Source organism: Pseudomonas sp. 300 (assembly GCF_055803035.1).
Genome location: NZ_JAVLRV010000003.1, coordinates 134,010 through 155,448, shown reverse-complemented (window position 1 = coordinate 155,448; position 21,439 = coordinate 134,010). Strand labels below are relative to the sequence as shown.

Here is a 21,439-nt window from a genome sequence, read left to right as displayed (position 1 = left end):
GAGCGAGCTTGCTCGCGATGTCGGACTTGCATTCAACAGTGATGTCGTCTGACAAACCGCTATCGCGAGCAAGGAAAAGTAATGACCGTTGAATTTCGTTCGGCCCAGCGCAGTGATGCGCGGGAGATTGCCCGTTTGTTCCAGATTTCCTCGGAAGGCGCTTCGGATTACATCTGGAGTCAACTGGCCGAGCCCGGCCAGGATCTGCTGGACGTAGGCGCTGCCCGTTACGCCCGTGACGACGTGGATTTTTCCTGGCAGAACTGCCTCATCGCCGAGGCAGACGGCCACGTCATTGGCATGATGCACAGCTACGTGATGCGCCACGATCCATTGGCCGAGCCCACGACCGACCCGGTGCTGGCGCCGTATGCCGACATGGAAGTCCCCGACACGCTCTACATCTCCAGCCTCGCGCTGCACGAGGGCTGGCGCAATCAGGGCCTCGGCAAGCAGTTCCTCGCCCACGCTCACGAGCGTGCCAGCCAGCTGGGCCTCAAGGGTTTGAGCCTGATCGACTACGCCGTCAACACCGGCGCCCGCCGGTTCTACGAGCGCCAGGGCTTTCGTATCGTCGATACCTGCCAGATCACGCCCCACCCGATGATTCGGGTGACCGGCGATGCCTACCTCATGCAGTGGCCCTAGTGAGCTACGTTTCTCTGTAAGCGGTTCGAGGTCACAGCAGAGTCGTTCAACAGGATCTGATCGCGGTTACCCACAAAGCCTGTGTGCGCCTCTGTGGATAACCTGTTTGCCCTTTGCTGCAGGCCTTAGAAATTAAGCGCTGGGTGTCTTTGCGCAAAAAACAGCCTTCGTAGCCAATCCTCAATCTCCTAAATGTCCACTCTCTTTTATTGTGTTGATATTTCTGCATTCAATGTTGGTGATTGGATTTAAGCACTATATTAATTTCCGAAAGGTGTTGATACACATAAAGTGTGGCTGGCGAGTTAGAATTTTTGTAGGGGTTGCAGGAAATATTTAGATGGAAAATGTACAAGTCAAAATGCTTTACAGAGGAGAGAGTGACTTATTAAGCTTCGTGCCGGTTTAATGTTGCAGGCCGGCGCGGAGATTATTAATTCTCATGCGAGTCTGAAGTTTATTATTTGGTGCGGGTGCTTATAGTCATGGGCTTTGGAGATTTCGGAAATTCGCTGCTGAGCAAGTATTCGGACATCAGCATTATATTTCCTGAAGACAGTTCTTATGAGGCGGCCAGGCAGCTTTATAATCGAATGCACAATCTCTATCCGGCAATGATTATAAGAACACAGAATCAATCAGCGTTGAAAGAGCTTATTCAATATGTGGCGCTCAATGAAATTGAACTGGCCATTCGAGGTGGCGGGCACCATATCGCGGGATTTGGTTCTACTCAAGGAGGAATACTTCTTGATTTTTCCATTTGCAGGGATGTTGTCATTGATGAAGCGAAGGGGGTTGCGAGCGTTTCTCCGGGTGCTCGTTTAGGTGATGTAGATCGAGCGCTCTGCCAGAAGGGTTACGTCATCCCTACCGGAACAGTCAGTGATACAGGTATTGCCGGCTTAACCTTGGGTGGTGGGATTGGTTGGCTTCTGGGAACTTATGGGTTTACTTGTGAGAATTTAGTGGGGGCGGATGTTCTACTGGCTTCGGGTGAAGTTGTCAGGGCTGAAGATCCGGGCCATGAAGACCTGCTGTGGGCGTTACGAGGCGGGGGAGGAAACTTCGGTGTTGTGCTTGAATTCAGGTATGGATTATCGAAACTACCCAGTGTCTATTGCGGAACAATAGAGGTATTTGATAAGGACATTGAAGGTGCGCTGAACAGCCTTGTCGTCTATCTGGATAAACATTGCCCGTCAAATCTGGTTGTTGCGCCTGTGCTCCAGAATCTGGGCCATGATCGAGGCTGCTGTCTTTCTATCGACTTTTGTCTCAGTGGCTCAGCAGACCACATGGAAATCGTGAGGCTCGAAGAGTATTTGGGATTGCCGCACAAGCACATTTTTCTGACGAATGATTTCGTGTCATGGCAGTCGTGGTCTGACGAGCGTTTCGCCCAGCCGATGAGAGGGTACTGGAAGTCAGTTTGCCCAGACGTGCTCGGTGAGGAAACATGGCCGTTGTTGTTAAAGTGGATTGAGGGAGTTCCTGGTTCCAATTGCAGCATCACCATCGAGCATCTCAATCCCTCTCGCCGGCCTGAGAAGCCTGTCGAATCTGCCCTCCCGATCGTTGATAAAAATTATGGAATTCTGTTTTCTGCTCGTTGGTTAGCCTCAAGTGATGACTTGAAATACGTGAGCTGGGTAAAAGGCGCTGTCGAATCCATAACCAGCAGGCAACGGTATTCCTCCTACTCGAACTACACGTTTGAGGGGGAAAACAATGACCAGGCTGTACGTGCGATCGAACGAGACAGGTTGTTCCAGACAAAGCGAAAATATGACCCATCCAATGTATTCAGGCGTAATCATAATATTCAACGCAACACGTCATGAATGCGGTATTCGATACTGAATAATTATCTGATTAGTTGATTTGCAAGAAATCAAGAAGCCTAAGACAGGAACGCATTCATGTGTGGAATACCCTTTCTGGATAGGCACGTGACAAGCCTGGCCTTGAGTTTGGCCGCAAAAGACAAGGTCGTCGATGGGGTCGAGAAGATGCCTTTACGGAGAGCATTTGCCGGTAGGCTGCCTCATGAAATATTGCAGCGACGTAAACTAGCGTTTCCGGATGCGCCAGCAAAAAATTACAGTGAGATACTGGCGTCGAATATCAATACTGAATGTTTTGACGGCCTTTTTTCTCGCGAGGATTTCAAACGTTTCGAACGGGATGGAAAAAGTCCGTGGGCGATGTTTGGTGTTAATGCGTTCAATAATTTGTTGTGTAGAAAGCGTTAAGACTTCCGTAGATAAGCACTCCGTTGATGAGGGAAGTGTTTTTATCCACAGGTGCTGTGGGTAATTTGTGGATAAAGGCGTGTCTCGCCAATAAACAGCCAAAGTAGGGGGTTGGATTCAATCCATACGCAGATTTTCAGCTCAGTCTTAGCAGCCTTCTCGCGTTTTTTTGGGATAACTTTGTCAGCGATGCAAAACTTGCCCCCAATCTCTGTTGGCGCTTCTGTGGATAAGATGTTCGCTGACCGCTGTAACCCTTATAGGTAGGGCCTTTCAGTGATGTGATTAAAAAACGTTCAATTTGCTGGATTAGAGGATAAATACCTACGTAACCCCCTGATTTTTCGTGACCTCTACCGTTTTTCCACAGCAGGGCAAAAGTTGCCCCCAAAGTCTGTTGGCGCTTCTGTGGATAAGGTGTTCGCCATCCGCTACAGGCCACGTATTGCGTGGCTTTCAGCTGTCAGGTCAAAAAACAACCAATCGCTGTTTAAAACCCTGCTTCTGTATAAGTCACGGATTTTCTTTGGTTTCTGTGGAGAAAGTTACGCGTCATCTGACACTTGTCCCCATTAGCTGTGGGTGGATGTGTGGATAACTTGTTTGCGGAAGGCTGGAAGCCACGAACTGCATAGTGCTGAACGCAATAGATCATATTTCGTACAGTTCTAAGGCGGTGGAGAATCAGAAAGGGATGTATGGTGAGGAATGACGCTATCGTCGGAACGCCGCTCGGAGCAAGCTTGCTCCTACAGGGGAATCGGGGCGTAAGCCAATTTCGTGAACGACCCGGGCCTGTAGGAGCAAGCTTGCTCGCGATGCTTTTGATCTTTAACCCTGAACCGGTACCCCTTTGAGATAAGGCGCAGGTTCCGCGCCCAGATTGTTCAGCAACCGCTCGCTGTACCAATCCACAAAGTTCACCACGCCAAACTCGTAAGTCTTGGAGTAAGGGCCCGGCTGGTACGCCGTGGAGTTGATCCCGCGCTGGTTCTCTTCTGCCAGGCGACGGTCCTGGTCGTTGGTCGCATCCCAGACCTGGCGCATGCGCTCCACGTCGTAGTCCACGCCTTCAACCGCGTCCTTGTGCACGATCCACTTGGTGGTGACCATGGTTTCCTGAGCACTGATCGGCCACACGGTGAAGACGATGATGTGGTCGCCCATGCAGTGGTTCCACGAGTGCGGCAGGTGCAGGATGCGCATCGAGCCCAGGTCCGGGTTCTTGATGCGGCCCATGAGTTTGGCGCAGCCCTGTTTGCCGTCCAGGGTCATCGACACGGTGCCCTTGAGCAGCGGCATGCGCACGATGCGGTTACGCAGGCCGAAGCTGGCGTGGGCGTAAGGAATCTTCTCGGCTTCCCAGGCAGCGGCGGAGGCGGCGACGTGATCCTTGAAGGCCTGGTCGGCACGTGGGTCGGTGACGTCGTCCCATTCCAGCAGGGTTTTCAGCAATTCCGGGTGCGACGCGTTGCAGTGATAGCACTCGCGGTTGTTTTCCAGTACCAGTTTCCAGTTGGCCTTTTCCATCAAGGTGGTTTGCACCGCCACCTTGGTGTTCTCCATGTCGTACGGTTCCATGTAATGGTTGAGCGTCGACAGGAAGTCATCGATGGCCGGCGGGTTCTCCGACAGGCTGATGAAGATGTAGCCGCCGGCGGTCTTCACGTTCACCGGTTTGAGGCCGTACTGTTTCATGTCGAAGTCGGCGCCCATCTCGGTGCCGGCGAACAGCAGGCGACCGTCCAGTTCGTAGGTCCACTGGTGGTAGTGGCAAACCAGCTTGGCGACTTTGCCTTTTTCGCTGGTGCACAGCCGCGAACCGCGGTGACGGCAGACGTTGTGGAAGGCGTGAACCACGCCCTCGGCGCCGCGAATCACGATGATCGGGTTCTTGCCGACTTGCAGGGTCAGGTAGTTGCCCTTGGTCGGAATCTCACAGGTCATGCCGGCGATCAACCACTCTTTCTGGAAGATCTCCTGCATGTCGATATCAAACAGCCGCTCGTCAGAGTAAAACGGCTGCGGCAGCGAGAAAGTGCGCTCGCGCTCTTGCAGCATCTGTGCGGTGGCCTTGCGTGCGGGTTCCAGCGGATCGCCCAGGCTGATTTTTGCGGTGACGTCCATCGATGTGATCCTCAAGGCCATTCTGTGTGGCCGGCGAAAGTGGCTAATCAGGTTGCTGCTCAGGTTTGCTACGCAAGGTGTAAAGGTTGTGTCTTGGTATGGGGCGAGTGTGGGGCCGGCGTTGCGCGGAACCTTATCCATGGGCGACATGGCCCAATCTGTTCCCGACGCGCAACCCCCGGTAGTTGCGGGCTGGTCGCGATAAGTATGTGAATGTCGCAGATAGGTAAATGGGTGGTTCGCGCTATACGCAGAATCGCCAACATAAGGCCGACCATCGGCGGTGGAGAACAGCATGTCCAACAGCTTCCTGAATCCGGTAACCACCCAGACCTGGGCCAATGGCCGACACATCGTCCGTTGCGTCAAAGTCATCCAGGAAACCTGGGATGTGCGCACCTTCTGTTTTATGGCCGACCAGCCGATCCTGTTCTTCTTCAAACCGGGTCAGTTCGTCACCCTGGAGCTGGAAATCGAAGGCGTGCCGATCATGCGCTCCTACACCATTTCCAGCTCGCCGTCGGTGCCGTACAGCTTCTCGGTGACCATCAAACGCGTACCGGGCGGCAAGGTGTCGAACTGGCTGCATGACACCCTGCATGAAGGTCAGGAGCTGGCGGTGCACGGTCCGGTCGGGCTGTTCAACGCCATGGATTTCACCGCGCCGAAAGTGCTCTACCTCAGCGGCGGTGTCGGTATTACACCGGTGATGTCGATGACACGCTGGTTCTACGACACCAACGGCAACGTCGACATGGTGTTTATCCACAGCGCCCGTTCGCCGAAAGACATCATTTACCACCGCGAGCTGGAGCACATGGCGTCGCGCATCGACAACTTCAGCCTGCACCTGATTTGCGAGAAGCATGGCCTGGGCGAGCCGTGGGCCGGTTATCGCGGTTACCTGAACCACAAGATGCTGGAACTGATGGCGCCGGACTTCCTTGAGCGCGAAGTGTTCTGCTGCGGCCCGACGCCGTACATGAACGCGGTCAAGCGCATGCTCGAAGCCGCCGGTTTTGACATGAAGCGGTATCACGAGGAATCCTTCGGCGCGACGCCACCGGAAGCCCGTGCCGATGCGGTGGAACAGGCCGAAATTGCAGCCGACGCGCCGGAAGTCGATTTGGCGGACCTGCATCAAGTCGAATTTATCTCGTCCGGCAAGAGTATTCGCGTGGCCCCAGGTGAAACCGTGCATGCGGCGGCGGCCAAGCTGGGCCTGCTTATTCCAAAGGCCTGCGGGATGGGAATCTGCGGCACGTGCAAGGTGATGAAGCTGGGAGGCGAGGTCGAAATGGACCACAACGGCGGGATCACCGAGGAAGACGAAGCCGAGGGATACATTCTTTCGTGCTGCAGCGTGCCGAAGGGTGATGTGCGCATCGAGTTTTAAACCTGTGGGAGCGAGCCTGCTCGCGATAGCGGTCTGTCAGTCAACATCTCTGTTGGATATGACGGCCTCATCGCGAGCAGGCTCGCTCCCACAAGGATTGGTGCTTCAGTCCACAAACAAGTCGGTCATCAGCTTGTCGTTGGTACCGGGTTCAAAGCGGTAGTGATCGAATTCGGTCACGCCATGCTCCCGCAGAATCTCTTCATCAATCAGCAACCGTCCGGTAATGCGGCGACCGCTGCTGTCCAGAATCACATGAGCAGCATCCGCCATGATTTCGGGCGTACGCGCATGCTTGAACGACTCCCGCGAGCCCAGCTGAAACTCGATGGCGGCGGTGGCGATCATGGTCTGCGGCCACAGTGAGTTGACGCTGATGCCGTAGTGCTTGAATTCCTCGCTCATGCCCAGCGTGAGCATGCTCATGCCGTATTTGGTCACGGTGTACGGGGCGTATTGGGCGAACCACTGGGTCGCCAGGTTCAGTGGCGGTGACAGGTTGAGGATATGGCCGCTGCTCTTCTTCAGGTAGGGCAGGGCGGCCTGACTGCACAGCAACACGGCGCGGGTGTTGATCTGGTGCATCAGGTCAAAGCGTTTGAGCTCGATGTGTTGAACGCCGGTCAGCTTGATGGCGCCGGCGTTGTTGACCAGCGCATCGATGCCGCCGAAATGCTCATTGGCCTTGGCCAGTGCTTCACGCACCGCGACTTCATCGCGCACATCCACCTGCAAGGCCAGCGCCTTGCCGCCAGCGGCTTCAACTTCTTTCGCGACGCTGAAAATCGTGCCCGGCAACTTCGGATGCGGCTCGGCACTTTTGGCCGCAATCACAATGTTGGCCCCATCCCGTGCGGCTCGCAGCGCGATCTCGCGACCAATCCCGCGACTGGCGCCGGTGATGAACAGGGTTTTGCCTTGTAATGACATGCGTGCGCTCCTGATTATTGTTATCTGAGCGATTCAATGTAGACCAAGGCGCGTGGCGCGATCACGCAGTCTTCGATGGCGCCAGAACAGACGCAGAGTCGCCTGGGTCGCTGGCAAGCCAGCACCTACAGGTTTTGTGTCGTCCAGAAGAGGGGCGTTTTGATGCGAAATTGTAGGAGTCGGCTTGCCGGCGATGGCGGTGTGTCGGGCACACCGCGTCGAGGCGATCGCTGGCAAGCCAGCTCCTGCAGGTTTTGTGTCGTTAGCGGGACATCACTTCGCGGATATCCGCCGCCAACTCACGAACACGTTCTTCTTCGGTGTCCCACGAGCACATGAAGCGCGCGCCGCCGTTGCCGATGAAGGTGTAGAAGCGCCAGCCCTTGGCGGTCAGTGCGGCGATGGCCGGTTCCGAGAGTTGCAGGAACACGCCGTTGGCCTGCACCGGGAACATCAGTTCCACGCCCTGGATGTCGCTGACCAGCTCGGCGAGCAATTGCGCGCAATGGTTGGCGTGGCGGGCGTATTTGAGCCAGGCGTCGTTTTCCAGAATCCCGACCCACGGTGCCGAAAGGAAGCGCATTTTCGAGGCCAGTTGCCCGGCCTGTTTGCAGCGGTAGTCGAAGTCTTCGGCCAGTTTGTGGTTGAAGAACAGAATCGCCTCGCCGACGGCCATGCCGTTTTTCGTGCCGCCGAAGCACAGCACGTCGACACCGGCCTTCCAGGTCAGGTCGGCCGGCGTGCAGCCGAGGAACGCGCACGCGTTGGAAAAGCGCGCGCCGTCCATGTGCAGGTTCAGGCCGAGTTCTTTACAGGTGGCGCTGATGGCGCGGATTTCTTCCGGGGTGTAGACGCTGCCGACTTCGGTGGCCTGGGTCAGGGTCACGACGCGCGGTTTCGGGTAGTGGATGTCCTGGCGCTTGAGGGCCACTTCGCGGATCGATTCCGGGGTCAGCTTGCCGTTCTCGGTGCGGGCGACCAGCAGTTTGGAGCCGTTGGAAAAGAATTCCGGGGCGCCGCATTCGTCGGTTTCGACGTGAGCGGTTTCCGAGCAGATCACGCTGTGGTAACTCTGGCACAGTGACGACAGGGCCAACGAGTTGGCGGCGGTGCCGTTGAAGGCGAAGAACACTTCGCAGTCGGTTTCGAACAGTTTGCGGAAATCATCGGACGCGCGAGCGGTCCATTCATCGTCGCCGTATGCGCGCTGGTGGCCGTGGTTGGCCTTTTCCATGGCAGCCCAGGCTTCAGGGCAGATACCGGAATAGTTGTCGCTGGCGAATTGTTGGCTCTTATCGGTCATGGCCCTGCTTTCCGTGGTCGAGACGCTTATGGTGAAGCGTCTCGTGGTCAATGATGGTGCGCACTTTACCGAAGATCATCCGGCGAGCACACGGGATGCGTCTGACAGAACAATACAAAGACGACGGGCAATTATGCACATGACGCAACGGGATGGGGCACTGGATCTGCTGAAGTGGCTGGCGCTGCTGAGCATGGTGCTCGATCACCTGCGATATGTCGGTTATTCCCTCGATTTTCTGTATGTGCCCGGGCGACTGGCATTCCCGTGGTTCTGTCTGGCGATGGCGGCGAACCTCGCGCGCTCACGGCAAGTAACGCATCAATGGCGCTATCTGGGCTGGTTGGTGCTGTTCAGTGTCATCAGCGAAATCCCTTACAGGATGTTCATTCCTGATCCCGACACTTTGAACGTGTTGCCGACGCTGGCGCTGGGGCTGTTGGTTGCGCGTGGCTGGCAGCAGCCAACGCTGCAATCGCGCCTGTTGGCTGTCGGCGCTCTAACGCTGGCGGCGCTGTTCCCGCAATGGCTGATGTTTGGTTTCTTCGGCGTTCTGTTGCCGCTGGCGATGTTGCTGGTGTTGAGGCAGCCTTGGTATTTCAGCCTGTTTCCGGGGCTGGTGTGCCTGGCCGCCAATCAATGGGAGGTGCTGTATCACGCCGCGCGGTTCGGTAGCGTTGCAGCCGTTCTCGGCATCGCCACTTGTCTGATCGCGCCATTGCTCGGGCTGTTCCTGTTGCGACATGCCCGGCATTTCCAGCCGCCGCCGATGCAGCGTTGGGCGTATGCCTTCTATCCGTTGCATTTCCTCCTGCTGCTAATCATCCGCCACATTGCCGCATAACCCTGTGGGAGCTGGCTTGCCTGCGATAGCGGTGGGTCAGCCGCCTTCACTGCTGAATGTGCCGCCACCATCGCTGGCAAGCCAGCTCCCACAGGGTTTCTCGCTGATTTGAGAACGGGGCTTGGCCTGTCATTTCCCGCCATGTCGTAAACGCACCTTTGCGTGGCGTCCGTAGGCATTTGACCTGTCTGCGCCGGTCATACCATCGCTATCAAAGGGCACTGCCGAAACGCCGTGCCTTACCGAGACGAATGGCGCACAGATGCCGCTGGGAGAGACGCGATGTTCAGCAAGCAAGACCAGATCAAGGGTTACGACGATGCACTGCTGGCGGCGATGAATGCCGAGGAGCAACGCCAGGAAGATCACATCGAGCTGATCGCGTCCGAAAACTACACCAGCAAACGCGTCATGGAAGCGCAGGGCAGCGGCCTGACCAACAAATACGCCGAAGGCTATCCGGGCAAGCGCTACTACGGTGGCTGCGAGCACGTCGACAAAGTTGAAGCGCTGGCCATCGAACGCGCCAAGCAACTGTTCGGCGCCGATTACGCGAACGTGCAGCCGCACTCCGGTTCTTCCGCGAACAGCGCCGTTTACCTGGCCTTGATCCAGGCGGGCGACACCATTCTGGGCATGAGCCTGGCCCACGGCGGTCACCTGACCCACGGTGCCAAGGTGTCGTCCTCGGGCAAGCTGTACAACGCCGTGCAGTACGGCATCGACACCAAGACCGGCTTGATCGACTACGACGAAGTCGAGCGTCTGGCCGTGGAATGCAAGCCGAAGATGATCGTTGCGGGCTTCTCGGCTTACTCCAAGACCCTCGACTTCCCGCGTTTCCGTCAGATCGCTGACAAGGTTGGCGCGCTGCTGTTCGTCGACATGGCTCACGTCGCCGGTCTGGTCGCTGCCGGCCTGTACCCGAACCCGCTGCCGTACGCCGATGTGGTCACCACCACCACCCACAAGACCCTGCGCGGTCCGCGTGGCGGCCTGATCCTGTGCAAGGCCAACGAAGAAATCGAGAAAAAACTCAACGCCGCCGTGTTCCCGGGTGCCCAGGGCGGTCCGCTGATGCATGTGATCGCCGGTAAGGCGGTGTGCTTCAAGGAAGCGCTGGAGCCAGGTTTCAAGGCTTACCAACAACAAGTGATCGACAACGCCCAGGCCATGGCCGGCGTATTTATCAAACGCGGCTACGATGTAGTGTCCGGCGGCACCGATAACCACCTGTTCCTGGTCAGCCTGATCCGTCAGGGCCTCACCGGCAAAGAGGCGGACGCAGCACTCGGTCGCGCCCACATCACCGTGAACAAGAACGCTGTCCCGAACGATCCACAGTCGCCGTTCGTGACCTCCGGCCTGCGCATCGGCACCCCGGCGGTGACCACGCGCGGCTTCAAGGTGACCCAGTGCGTCACGCTGGCCGGCTGGATCTGCGACATCCTCGACAACCTCGGCGACGCTGATGTCGAGGCCAATGTCGCGCAGCAAGTGTCGGCCCTGTGCGCGGACTTCCCGGTTTATCGCTGAGCGCGGTTTTGGAGTAAATGACTATGCAACGCTACTCGGGCTTCGGCCTCTTCAAACACTCCCTCAGCCATCACGAAAACTGGCAGAAAATGTGGCGCACGCCGACCCCTAAAAAGGTCTATGACGTGGTCATCGTCGGCGGTGGCGGGCATGGTCTCGCCACGGCTTACTACCTGGCCAAGGAACACGGCATCACCAACGTGGCCGTGGTCGAGAAAGGCTGGCTGGGCGGCGGTAACACCGCGCGCAACACCACCATCGTTCGCTCCAACTACCTGTGGGACGAATCGGCGCACCTGTACGAACACGCGATGAAATTGTGGGAAGGCCTGTCCCAGGACCTGAACTACAACGTGATGTTCTCCCAGCGCGGCGTTTACAACCTGTGCCACACCCTGCAGGACATTCGTGATTCCGAGCGTCGGGTCAGCGCCAACCGCCTCAACGGCGTGGACGGTGAACTGCTCGATGCCAAGCAAGTGGCCGACGAGATCCCGTACCTCGACTGCTCGAAGAACACTCGCTACCCGGTGATGGGCGCAACCGTTCAGCGTCGCGGCGGCGTGGCCCGTCACGATGCCGTGGCGTGGGGCTTTGCCCGTGCCGCCGACGCACTGGGCGTGGACCTGATCCAGCAGACCGAAGTGATCGGTTTCCGCAAGGAAAACGGCGTGTGCATCGGCGTTGAAACCAACAAGGGCTTCATCGGCGCCAAGCGCGTCGGCGTGGTCACTGCCGGTAACTCCGGGCACATGGCCAAGCTCGCCGGTTTCCGTCTGCCGATCGAATCGCACCCGCTGCAAGCGCTGGTGTCCGAGCCGATCAAACCGATTATCGACAGCGTGATCATGTCCAACGCCGTGCACGGCTACATCAGCCAGTCCGACAAGGGCGACCTGGTGATCGGCGCCGGTATCGACGGCTACAACGGCTACGGCCAGCGTGGTTCGTACCCGGTGATCGAGCACACCATCCAGGCCATCGTCGAGATGTTCCCGGTGTTGTCCCGCGTGCGCATGAACCGGCAGTGGGGCGGCATCGTCGACACCACGCCGGATGCCTGCCCGATCATCTCCAAAACCCCGGTCCCGAACATGTTCTTCAACTGCGGTTGGGGCACCGGTGGCTTCAAGGCAACACCTGGCTCGGGCAACGTGTTTGCCGCAAGCCTGGCCAAGGGCGAAATGCACCCATTGGCCGCACCTTTCTCCATCGACCGTTTCCACAACGGTGCGTTGATCGATGAACACGGCGCTGCTGCGGTTGCCCACTAACAGGAGAAATCCCCATGTTGCATATCTTCTGTCCTCACTGCGGCGAACTGCGCTCCGAAGAGGAATTCCACGCATCCGGCCAGGCGCACATCCCGCGCCCACTGGATCCGAACAGCTGCACCGACGAGGAGTGGGGCGACTACATGTTCTTCCGCGATAACCCTCGCGGTCTGCACCACGAACTCTGGGATCACGTTGCCGGTTGCCGTCAGTACTTCAACGTCACCCGCGACACCGTGACCTACGAGATTCTCGAGACCTACAAGATCGGCACCAAGCCACAATTCACCGACAAGACCGATAGCTCGAAAGCGGCTACGACGGCTCTGGGAGAGAAGGTATGAGCCAGATCAATCGCCTGTCCAACGGCGGACGGATCGACCGCAACAAAGTGCTGAGCTTCACCTTCAACGGCCAGGTCTACAAAGGCTTTGAAGGCGATTCCCTGGCCGCAGCCCTGCTGGCCAACGGCGTCGACATCATCGGTCGCAGCTTCAAGTATTCCCGTCCGCGCGGCATCTTTGCCGCCGGTGCCGAAGAGCCGAACGCCGTGCTGCAGATCGGCGCGACCGAAGCTACGCAAATTCCGAACGTACGCGCCACGCAACAAGCGCTGTACCAAGGCCTGGTCGCCACCAGCACCAATGGCTGGCCAAGCGTGAACAACGACATGATGGGGATTCTCGGCAAGGTCGGCGGCAAGCTGATGCCGCCGGGTTTCTACTACAAAACCTTCATGTACCCGCAATCGTTCTGGATGACCTACGAGAAGTACATCCGTAAGGCTGCCGGCCTTGGCCGCTCGCCGACCGAGAACGATCCGGACACCTACGACTACATGAACCAGCACTGCGACGTGCTGATCGTCGGCGGTGGCCCGGCGGGCCTGGCTGCCGCATTGGCAGCAGCTCGCAGCGGCGCTCGCGTCATTCTGGCCGATGAGCAGGAAGAGTTCGGCGGCAGCCTGCTGGATTCCCGCGAAAGCCTTGACGGCAAGCCTGCCACCGAGTGGGTCGCCAGCGTCATTGCCGAACTGAAAGACACCCCGGACGTGCTGCTGTTGCCGCGCGCCACGGTCAACGGTTACCACGACCACAACTTCCTGACCATTCACGAGCGCCTGACCGATCACCTCGGCGACCGCGCCCCGATTGGCCAGGTGCGCCAGCGCATCCACCGGGTTCGCGCCAAACGCGTGGTCCTGGCGACCGGCGCTCACGAGCGTCCGCTGGTTTATGGCAACAACGACGTGCCGGGCAACATGCTTGCCGGTGCAGTCTCGACTTACGTTCGTCGTTACGGCGTGGCACCGGGCAAAAAGCTGGTGCTGTCGACCAACAATGATCACGCCTACCGCGTTGCCCTGGATTGGCTCGATGCCAGCCTGCAAGTGGTGGCCATCGCTGACGCCCGCAGCAATCCTCGCGGTGCGCTGGTGGAAGAAGCGCGTGCCAAAGGCATTCGCATCCTGACCGGCAGCGCCGTGATCGAGGCCCGTGGCAGCAAGCACGTGACCGCCGCTCGCGTCGCCGCGATCGACGTCAAAGCACACGCCGTGACCAGTCCTGGCGAATGGCTCGATTGCGATCTGATCGCCAGCTCCGGCGGGTACAGCCCGGTGGTTCACCTGGCTTCACACCTGGGTGGCAAGCCGATCTGGCGCGAAGACATCCTCGGTTTCGTACCGGGCGAAGCACCGCAGAAACGCGTGTGCGTCGGTGGCATCAACGGCGTCTACGGCCTCGGTGATTCCCTGGCCGATGGTTTTGAAGGTGGCGCTCGCGCCGCCAGCGAAGCCGGTTTCAGCGTGGTTGAAGGCACCCTGCCGAAAGCCCTGAGCCGTCTGGAAGAACCTACGTTGGCGCTGTTCCAGGTGCCGCACGAAAAGAACACCGCACGGGCACCGAAGCAATTCGTCGACCTGCAAAACGACGTCACCGCCGCCGCCATCGAACTGGCGACCCGCGAAGGCTTCGAGTCGGTCGAGCATGTCAAACGCTACACCGCACTGGGCTTCGGCACTGACCAGGGCAAGCTCGGCAACGTCAACGGTCTGGCCATCGCCGCCCGTTCGTTGAACGTGACCATCCCGCAGATGGGCACCACCATGTTCCGTCCGAACTACACGCCGGTGACATTCGGTGCCGTGGCCGGCCGTCACTGCGGGCACATCTTCGAACCTGTCCGTTACACCGCGCTGCATCACTGGCACGTGAAGAATGGCGCCGAGTTCGAAGACGTCGGTCAGTGGAAGCGTCCATGGTACTTCCCGAAAAACGGGGAAGACATTCACACCGCCGTGAAACGCGAATGCAAAGCCGTGCGCGACAGCGTCGGCCTGCTGGACGCATCCACCCTCGGCAAGATCGACATTCAAGGCCCGGATGCGCGCGAGTTCCTCAACCGCATCTACACCAACGCCTGGACCAAGCTCGACGTGGGCAAGGCGCGTTACGGTCTGATGTGCAAAGAAGACGGCATGGTGTTCGACGACGGCGTTACCGCTTGCCTCGCCGACAACCACTTCGTCATGACCACCACCACTGGCGGCGCGGCACGCGTGCTGCAATGGCTGGAAATCTACTCCCAGACCGAATGGCCAGAGCTGAAGGTGTACTTCACTTCCGTGACGGATCACTGGGCAACCATGACCCTGTCCGGGCCGAACAGCCGCAAGCTGCTCAGCGAAGTCACCGACATCGACCTGAGCAACGAAGCCTTCCCGTTCATGACCTGGAAAGAAGGCCTGGTCGGCGGTGTGCCGGCGCGGGTGTTCCGGATTTCGTTTACCGGTGAGTTGTCGTACGAAGTCAACGTGCAAGCCGACTACGCCATGGGCGTGCTCGAGAAAATCGTCGAGGCCGGCAAGCAGTACAACCTGACGCCGTACGGCACCGAAACCATGCACATCCTGCGGGCGGAGAAGGGCTTCATCATCGTTGGTCAGGACACTGACAGCTCGATGACTCCGGATGACCTGAACATGGGCTGGTGTGTCGGTCGCACCAAACCGTTCTCGTGGATCGGCTGGCGTGGCATGAACCGCGAAGACTGCGTGCGTGATCAGCGCAAACAACTGGTGGGCCTCAAGCCGATCGATCCGACCAAATGGCTGCCGGAAGGTGCGCAACTGGTGTTCAACACCAAGCAGACGATTCCGATGACCATGGTCGGTCACGTCACCTCCAGCTACCTGCACAACTCCCTGGGCTATTCGTTTGCCATGGGCGTGGTCAAGGGCGGCTTGAAGCGGATCGGTGAGCGCGTGTTCGCACCGCTGGCCGATGGCAGCGTGATCGAGGCGGAAATCGTTTCTTCGGTGTTCTTCGATCCGAAAGGTGATCGCCAGAACGTTTAATGGCCTCGATACCTGTGGGTGGGCTACCAATCGCTAGCAGGCTAGCTCCCACAGGGGAACGCGGTTGAATGTGGGAGCTAGCCTGCTGGCGATGACGGCAGTGCAGCCACCACAGGAACCAACAGAATTCAGGAACAGGTGCTTTATGACCGTAGCCAACGTTTACCAACAACGCCCAACCACCGGGGCCAAGGCCGAGTCGTCGCTGCATCATGCCGACCTCGCCAGCCTGGTCGGCAAGGGCCGCAAAAACGCCGGCGTGATCGTGCGTGAGAAAAAACTCCTCGGCCACCTGACGATCCGTGGCGATGGCCATGATTCGGCGTTTTCCGCTGGCGTGCACAAGGCCCTGGGCATCGAATTGCCGGGCGCCCTGAGCGTCATCGTCAAAGGTGAAACCAGCCTGCAATGGGTCGGGCCTGATGAGTGGCTGCTGATCGTGCCGACCGGCGAAGAGTTCGCCGCCGAGCAAAAACTCCGTGAAGCGCTGGGCGACCTGCACATTCAGATCGTCAATGTCAGCGGTGGCCAGCAAGTCCTCGAACTGAGCGGCCCGAACGTGCGTCAGGTGCTGATGAAATCCACCAGCTACGACGTGCACCCGAACAGTTTTCCAGTGGGCAAGGCTGTCGGCACCGTGTTTGCCAAGTCGCAACTGGTGATCCGCCACACCGCCGAAGACACCTGGGAACTGGTGATTCGCCGCAGCTTCTCGGATTACTGGTGGTTGTGGTTGCAGGATGCGGCGGCTGAGTACGGCCTTAGCGTCCAGGCTTGAGATTTTATCGCCGGCAAGCCGGCTCCTACAGGGGCACCAAAACCCTTTAGGAGCCAGCTTGCCGGCGATCAACCGCGCAGCGGTTGCCCATAACAACAGGAGTCACCGCACTATGAGCCGCGCCCCAGACACATGGATTCTGACCGCCGACTGCCCCAGCGTTCTCGGCACCGTGGACGCGGTGACCCGCTTTCTGTTCGAGCAGGGCTGCTACGTTACCGAGCACCATTCGTTCGATGACCGTCTCTCGGGTCGTTTCTTCATTCGCGTGGAATTCCGTCAGCCTGACGGCTTCGACGAACAAGCCTTCCGCGCAGGGCTGGAAGAGCGTGGCCAGGCCTTTGGCATGATCTTCGAACTGACCCCGCCGAACTACCGGCCGAAAGTGGTGATCATGGTCTCCAAGGCCGATCACTGCCTCAACGATTTGCTTTACCGCCAACGCATCGGCCAGTTGTCGATGGACGTCGCTGCCGTGGTCTCCAATCATCCGGACCTCAAGCCGTTGGCCGACTGGCATCAGATTCCGTATTACCACTTCCCGCTCGACCCGAACGACAAGCCATCGCAAGAGCGTCAGGTGTTGCAGGTGATCGAAGAGTCCGGTGCCGAACTGGTGATCCTTGCGCGCTACATGCAGGTTTTGTCGCCGGAGCTGTGCCGCAAACTCGATGGCAAGGCGATCAACATCCATCACTCCCTGTTGCCCGGTTTCAAAGGCGCCAAGCCGTATCACCAGGCCTATAACAAAGGCGTGAAGCTGGTCGGCGCCACGGCGCACTACATCAACAACGACCTGGACGAAGGACCGATCATCGCTCAGGGCGTAGAGGTCGTGGACCACAGTCATTACCCGGAAGACCTGATCGCCAAGGGGCGGGATATCGAGGGGCTGACCCTGGCCCGAGCGGTTGGATATCACATTGAACGACGCGTGTTTTTGAACGCCAATCGCACCGTCGTTCTTTAAATCGCCATCGCTAGCAGGCTAGCTCCCACAGGGTTTTGGGTTGTCCAAAAATCCTGTGCTCACCCGAATCATTGTGGGAGCTAGCCTGCTAGCGATCAGGCCATTACAAGCAACACATAAACAGCATCTGTACCCGAGCAATCAACGCGCCGCCGATCCATGGCGACGCGACCGCTACATAAAAACAACAGCGAGGTGAAAGCATGTCTGGCAATCGTGGTGTGGTGTATCTCGGCAATGGCAAAGTCGAAATACAGAAAATCGACTATCCGAAAATGCAGGACCCGCGTGGCAGGAAGATCAATCACGCTGTCATTCTGCGCGTGGTTTCCACCAACATCTGTGGTTCTGACCAGCACATGGTGCGCGGTCGTACCACCGCTCAAACCGGTCTGGTATTGGGTCACGAGATCACCGGTGAAGTGATCGAGAAGGGCAGCGACGTCGAGAACCTGCAAATCGGCGACCTGGTGTCCGTGCCGTTCAACGTGGCGTGCGGGCGCTGCCGTTCCTGCAAGGAAATGCACACCGGCGTCTGCCTCAGCGTGAACCCGGCGCGTCCGGGCGGTGCTTACGGTTATGTCGACATGGGCGACTGGACTGGCGGCCAGGCCGAGTACGCGATGGTGCCGTACGCTGACTTCAACCTGCTGAAACTGCCTGATCGCGATCGCGCGATGGAAAAAATCCGCGACCTGACTTGCCTCTCCGATATCCTGCCAACCGGTTACCACGGCGCAGTGACGGCCGGCGTTGGCCCTGGCAGCACCGTGTACATCGCCGGCGCCGGCCCGGTCGGTCTGGCCGCTGCCGCTTCCGCTCGCCTGTTGGGCGCGGCAGTGGTGATCATCGGTGACGTCAACACCGTTCGCCTGGCACACGCCAAGGCGCAGGGCTTCGAAATCGCCGACCTTTCGCTGGACACCCCGCTGCACGAACAGATCGCCGCACTGCTGGGTGAACCAGAAGTGGATTGCGCCGTCGACGCCGTAGGCTTCGAAGCGCGCGGTCACGGCCATGACGGCGTGAAACACGAGGCTCCGGCCACCGTGCTCAACTCGCTGATGGGCGTAGTTCGTGTTGCCGGCAAAATCGGTATCCCAGGCCTCTACGTGACTGAAGATCCGGGTGCAGTCGATGCAGCCGCGAAAATGGGCAGCCTGAGCATCCGCTTTGGTCTGGGCTGGGCCAAATCCCACAGCTTCCACACCGGCCAGACCCCGGTGATGAAGTACAACCGTCAGCTGATGCAGGCGATCATGTGGGATCGCATTCACATTGCTGACATCGTCGGTGTTGAAGTCATCAGCCTGGATGACGCGCCGCGTGGTTACGGCGAGTTCGACGCGGGCGTGCCGAAGAAATTTGTGATTGATCCGCATAAGTTGTTTAGTGCGGCGTAAGCGTGTTTGACAAAAGAGGAGGGCGACGTAATGTCGCCCTTCATGTTAATCGGTGGCTATGGCGTAATTCTGATTGATTTGAAATTGTGAGATATATAGCTTGTCGGTTGGGTAATAAAATTGTGAGGATTTTGCTTTCTAATTGAATGGAACTGCTCCGACATTCTCGCGTTAAATGCACGCTGTGGGGATTTGGGGTTTTCCTTTTTTGCTTCGAGAAACTCAAGCCATATTTCTTCTGGAAGGTGGCTTGAGTTTACCTTTCCACTGTAACCCTTTACGTTTTTTTTAGTTAAGTTTGATAGTTGTTTTATAAGTGAATTTGTTCCGTCAGCGGAAAAGCAAGAGATTAATCGCAGCTCATCAAATTTGCTTGGATCAATGCCATTCTTTTTTAGTGTTGAAATTAGTTGTTCGGCATTTATCGGTTTGTTGTTGGAGAAAACGACTGAGCTTGTGTCCGATGTGGAGAGGGTGCCGTGAGTGGAGATGTTTAAGCGGGTTTTATTTTTATATAAGTCAGTGTGTGTGTATAGGTCTTTGTTTAGAGGGCGTATGTTCTCCATGAATCCTCTATTCGCTTTGTGTATAAATGTCGGTGTGGGTGTCACATCTATTGCCCTGCGAGCGGCACTAGATAGGCGACTGAAAGCGCTTGAAAGTAGATTCATTATTGACTCGCCAATGTGCCCCGTTGGGTCGGTTAAATTAAGTGGGTCCCCCTGGCAATATGCGTACGTGTTCACCCCCCCTTTTCCAAACGGACTCCAACTGTCCGGACTGTTGAAACGCATCAACACCGGATTAAAAGCTCGATAGCCATTACCCAACAAGTAATGTCCGGTCACCGGGTCCGGCCATTCGCCGTTGAAACCGAGCAGGCTGAGCAAGCCGTTTCCCAGCGGTCTCTGGCCATAGGGTGTGTAGGATTGGGGACAAGGCAGATTTGTTTTTAACGCGCTCAAAACTGAACGCTGTTGATCCGTGGCAAGCAACCGCGTTTCCGCGGTGCCATTCTGGCAATGTTGGTGCGCCAGCAGTTGATCCTCATGTTGCATTATCGAACTCTGCACCTCGCCTTGAATCTCTGTGGCCAGGCGACCGTTGAGGTAAAAGCGCCGTATGGTGGCTTGCGTGAAGGGCGCACAATCGACCAGCCGATCCAGTGGGTCGTAGTGGTAATGGCAGAGCAGGGCGTCTCGATTGGGCATCATCGCCGGGCTTCCTGAATGAGTGCTTCGGTTCAGGTGTTGAATGTGGCGCAAACGGCCGGGCCTGCCTACTAGCAGAACTGATAGGATCAAGGCGACGCTAGATAACGTAAAACCGTCAGTTGATGCAGGCGATCATGTGGGGTCGCATTCACAGCTGACATCGTGGGTGTGGAAGTCATCAGTCTGGATGATGCACCACGGGGTTATGGCGAGTTCGACGCGGGCGTGCCGAAGAAATTTGTGATTGATCCGCATAAGTTGTTTAGTGCGGCGTAAGTAGTTTGGAGCAAAAAAAGGGTGGCTTAATGCCGCCCTTTTTATTTCTGATACCTGAGGAGGACGTGTGGAGCGTTACCACTGAGGGGCTGGCTTGCATGGGCCGAACTCTCCGAAGAGTGGTTAGGTTGCGGATATCACTGTGCGCCAGTCGGAGAACGCCAGCTACTATCAGAGCTGATAGGGGCGCGATGCTCGGCCTTTCAAGATCTGTAGCGACGCCAGCGAAATCGGCTTGCCGACCCGCGCACTTTAAAAATCAATTTCAGTGGGACGTCAACTTCGAATACTTTTGCCTGACTCGACTAAAATTGTGAGGAGTTTTTTATTAAGGATGTAAGTGTTTTGAAGTGTGATTTGAGATTGACGATCTAATGCTTCGTTGTACCGTGTTCGACTGACTTCTTTTAATGTTGGGCCGCTGCTGTTTGAGTCGTAGCTGATTTCAGCTTGAAATTTTTCGATGGTTTCTTTTGGGTTTGATTGATAAATGTCCAGTTTGTTTTTTGAAGTGGTCAGGAGTTGAACTTCTTTGCCGTTATATTTCAGTAGTTTTGCGTGATTTAGCGCGTTGTCTGCACTGGTTAATATCCTTTTTGTGCTGGGTTGGTTGCGGTTTACGCTTTCAATCAATTCTTGACTCATGTTTTTGGGTGTCAGGTAGTTTGGTAAGTTCCAGGTATTTGGCTGCCTGCTGGTTTTGAAATAAGGCTTGGCCGATGATGCGAGTGTAGTCAGAGCAGAGAGTAAGCTATGACCGCTGGGGTCCTGAAAATTAACGGCATCTCCAGAACAATATGCATACGCATTTAACCCGCCACTTCCAAACGGACTCCATCTGTCCGGACTGTTAAACCGCATCAACACCGGGTTGAACGCTCGATAACCATTACCCAACAAATAGTGTCCGGTCATCGGATCAGCTCGCTCGCCGTTAAAGCCAAGCAGGCTGAGCAAACCGTTACCCAGCGGTCGATGGCCATAGGGTGCATAGGCCAGTGGACAAGGCGGATTCGCATTAAGCAGGCTCAGCACCGAACGCTGTCGATCGGTCGCGAGCAAACGGGTTTCCACGGTGCCGCTCTGGCGCTGTTGCTGCGCGAGCAGTTGATCATCGTGTTGCATGA

The 21,439-nt window shown here is 57.2% G+C and carries 17 protein-coding genes and 1 pseudogene; 13 read left to right on the top strand and 5 right to left on the bottom strand.

Annotated elements, in window-relative coordinates:
• Positions 1 to 81 precede the first annotated feature (81 nt).
• The 3 genes from Q7W83_RS26055 (at position 82) to Q7W83_RS26045 (ending at position 2,903) form a co-directional block, all read left to right on the top strand.
• Positions 82 to 648, top strand: a complete 567-nt coding sequence (locus tag Q7W83_RS26055) for a GNAT family N-acetyltransferase (RefSeq protein ID WP_150639096.1) — start codon at positions 82 to 84, stop codon at positions 646 to 648.
• 485 nt (positions 649 to 1,133) lie between these two features.
• The gene (locus tag Q7W83_RS26050; RefSeq protein ID WP_150653988.1) at positions 1,134 to 2,492 is read left to right on the top strand and encodes an FAD-binding oxidoreductase; all 1,359 of its coding nucleotides are present in this window, start codon (positions 1,134 to 1,136) and stop codon (positions 2,490 to 2,492) included.
• A gap of 78 nt (positions 2,493 to 2,570) precedes the next feature.
• Positions 2,571 to 2,903 carry an asparagine synthase-related protein gene (locus Q7W83_RS26045; RefSeq protein WP_150653989.1) on the top strand — a complete coding sequence of 111 codons (333 nt, stop codon included), beginning with the start codon at positions 2,571 to 2,573 and terminating at the stop codon, positions 2,901 to 2,903.
• Positions 2,904 to 3,734: 831 nt separating this feature from the next.
• Here Q7W83_RS26045 and gbcA read toward each other — a convergent pair.
• Positions 3,735 to 5,030, bottom strand: coding sequence for a glycine-betaine demethylase subunit GbcA (gbcA, locus tag Q7W83_RS26040; RefSeq protein WP_150634425.1), 1,296 nt, complete (start codon positions 5,028 to 5,030; stop codon positions 3,735 to 3,737).
• 295 nt (positions 5,031 to 5,325) lie between these two features.
• On the opposite strand from gbcA, the gene gbcB reads away from it, so the two are divergent.
• On the top strand, positions 5,326 to 6,426 hold the full coding sequence (gene gbcB / locus Q7W83_RS26035) for a glycine-betaine demethylase subunit GbcB (RefSeq protein ID WP_150634427.1): 1,101 nt from the start codon (positions 5,326 to 5,328) through the stop codon (positions 6,424 to 6,426).
• A gap of 105 nt (positions 6,427 to 6,531) precedes the next feature.
• Here gbcB and Q7W83_RS26030 read toward each other — a convergent pair whose 3' ends face one another.
• On the bottom strand, positions 6,532 to 7,356 hold the full coding sequence (locus Q7W83_RS26030; RefSeq protein WP_150634428.1) for an SDR family oxidoreductase: 825 nt from the start codon (positions 7,354 to 7,356) through the stop codon (positions 6,532 to 6,534).
• Positions 7,357 to 7,618: 262 nt separating this feature from the next.
• Entirely contained in the window at positions 7,619 to 8,659 is a 1,041-nt protein-coding gene (locus Q7W83_RS26025) for a threonine aldolase family protein (RefSeq protein ID WP_150634429.1), read from the bottom strand.
• Positions 8,660 to 8,792: 133 nt separating this feature from the next.
• Here Q7W83_RS26025 and Q7W83_RS26020 point away from each other — a divergent pair, with 133 nt between their 5' ends.
• From Q7W83_RS26020 to fdhA, 8 genes are all read left to right on the top strand, one after another.
• Positions 8,793 to 9,503, top strand: coding sequence for a TraX family protein (locus Q7W83_RS26020; RefSeq protein ID WP_150639101.1), 711 nt, complete (start codon positions 8,793 to 8,795; stop codon positions 9,501 to 9,503).
• Between the two features lie 282 nt (positions 9,504 to 9,785).
• Positions 9,786 to 11,039 carry a serine hydroxymethyltransferase gene (glyA, locus tag Q7W83_RS26015; RefSeq protein ID WP_150634431.1) on the top strand — a complete coding sequence of 418 codons (1,254 nt, stop codon included), beginning with the start codon at positions 9,786 to 9,788 and terminating at the stop codon, positions 11,037 to 11,039.
• 23 nt (positions 11,040 to 11,062) lie between these two features.
• Positions 11,063 to 12,313, top strand: a complete 1,251-nt coding sequence (locus Q7W83_RS26010) for a sarcosine oxidase subunit beta (RefSeq protein ID WP_007947735.1) — start codon at positions 11,063 to 11,065, stop codon at positions 12,311 to 12,313.
• Between the two features lie 14 nt (positions 12,314 to 12,327).
• Positions 12,328 to 12,657: a sarcosine oxidase subunit delta gene (locus Q7W83_RS26005; protein WP_150634432.1), complete on the top strand. Its 330-nt coding sequence runs from the start codon at positions 12,328 to 12,330 to the stop codon at positions 12,655 to 12,657.
• Positions 12,654 to 15,671, top strand: a complete 3,018-nt coding sequence (locus Q7W83_RS26000) for a sarcosine oxidase subunit alpha (protein WP_150634433.1) — start codon at positions 12,654 to 12,656, stop codon at positions 15,669 to 15,671. Before Q7W83_RS26005 ends, Q7W83_RS26000 begins: the two co-directional genes overlap by 4 nt.
• Positions 15,672 to 15,816: 145 nt before the next feature.
• Positions 15,817 to 16,449, top strand: a complete 633-nt coding sequence (locus Q7W83_RS25995) for a sarcosine oxidase subunit gamma (RefSeq protein ID WP_150634434.1) — start codon at positions 15,817 to 15,819, stop codon at positions 16,447 to 16,449.
• Positions 16,450 to 16,561: 112 nt separating this feature from the next.
• Complete coding sequence (gene purU / locus Q7W83_RS25990; RefSeq protein WP_123513155.1) at positions 16,562 to 17,419, top strand: formyltetrahydrofolate deformylase; 858 nt, start codon at positions 16,562 to 16,564, stop codon at positions 17,417 to 17,419.
• Positions 17,420 to 17,622: 203 nt separating this feature from the next.
• A complete protein-coding gene (gene fdhA, locus Q7W83_RS25985) occupies positions 17,623 to 18,822 on the top strand; it encodes a formaldehyde dehydrogenase, glutathione-independent (RefSeq protein WP_007947729.1) in 1,200 nt (399 codons plus the stop codon).
• Between the two features lie 56 nt (positions 18,823 to 18,878).
• On the opposite strand, the gene Q7W83_RS25980 is transcribed toward fdhA, so the two are convergent.
• Positions 18,879 to 20,036, bottom strand: a complete 1,158-nt coding sequence (locus Q7W83_RS25980) for an RHS repeat-associated core domain-containing protein (RefSeq protein ID WP_473657840.1) — start codon at positions 20,034 to 20,036, stop codon at positions 18,879 to 18,881.
• Positions 20,037 to 20,146: 110 nt separating this feature from the next.
• Between Q7W83_RS25980 and Q7W83_RS25975 the strand changes: the two are divergent.
• A pseudogene (locus tag Q7W83_RS25975) lies at positions 20,147 to 20,312 on the top strand (formaldehyde dehydrogenase, glutathione-independent); the annotation flags it as partial.
• Between the two features lie 276 nt (positions 20,313 to 20,588).
• On the opposite strand, the gene Q7W83_RS25970 reads toward Q7W83_RS25975, so the two are convergent.
• On the bottom strand, positions 20,589 to 21,439 hold an 851-nt coding region (locus tag Q7W83_RS25970), incomplete at its 5' end, for an RHS repeat-associated core domain-containing protein (RefSeq protein ID WP_473657837.1).

Coding starts and splice junctions, on each gene's coding strand:
- Q7W83_RS26055 (WP_150639096.1), top strand. CDS start 82: ATGACCGTTGAATTTCGTTCGGCCCAGCGCAGTGATGCGCGGGAGATT.
- Q7W83_RS26050 (WP_150653988.1), top strand. CDS start 1,134: ATGGGCTTTGGAGATTTCGGAAATTCGCTGCTGAGCAAGTATTCGGAC.
- Q7W83_RS26045 (WP_150653989.1), top strand. CDS start 2,571: ATGTGTGGAATACCCTTTCTGGATAGGCACGTGACAAGCCTGGCCTTG.
- gbcA (WP_150634425.1), bottom strand. CDS start 5,030: ATGGACGTCACCGCAAAAATCAGCCTGGGCGATCCGCTGGAACCCGCA.
- gbcB (WP_150634427.1), top strand. CDS start 5,326: ATGTCCAACAGCTTCCTGAATCCGGTAACCACCCAGACCTGGGCCAAT.
- Q7W83_RS26030 (WP_150634428.1), bottom strand. CDS start 7,356: ATGTCATTACAAGGCAAAACCCTGTTCATCACCGGCGCCAGTCGCGGG.
- Q7W83_RS26025 (WP_150634429.1), bottom strand. CDS start 8,659: ATGACCGATAAGAGCCAACAATTCGCCAGCGACAACTATTCCGGTATC.
- Q7W83_RS26020 (WP_150639101.1), top strand. CDS start 8,793: ATGCACATGACGCAACGGGATGGGGCACTGGATCTGCTGAAGTGGCTG.
- glyA (WP_150634431.1), top strand. CDS start 9,786: ATGTTCAGCAAGCAAGACCAGATCAAGGGTTACGACGATGCACTGCTG.
- Q7W83_RS26010 (WP_007947735.1), top strand. CDS start 11,063: ATGCAACGCTACTCGGGCTTCGGCCTCTTCAAACACTCCCTCAGCCAT.
- Q7W83_RS26005 (WP_150634432.1), top strand. CDS start 12,328: ATGTTGCATATCTTCTGTCCTCACTGCGGCGAACTGCGCTCCGAAGAG.
- Q7W83_RS26000 (WP_150634433.1), top strand. CDS start 12,654: ATGAGCCAGATCAATCGCCTGTCCAACGGCGGACGGATCGACCGCAAC.
- Q7W83_RS25995 (WP_150634434.1), top strand. CDS start 15,817: ATGACCGTAGCCAACGTTTACCAACAACGCCCAACCACCGGGGCCAAG.
- purU (WP_123513155.1), top strand. CDS start 16,562: ATGAGCCGCGCCCCAGACACATGGATTCTGACCGCCGACTGCCCCAGC.
- fdhA (WP_007947729.1), top strand. CDS start 17,623: ATGTCTGGCAATCGTGGTGTGGTGTATCTCGGCAATGGCAAAGTCGAA.
- Q7W83_RS25980 (WP_473657840.1), bottom strand. CDS start 20,036: ATGATGCCCAATCGAGACGCCCTGCTCTGCCATTACCACTACGACCCA.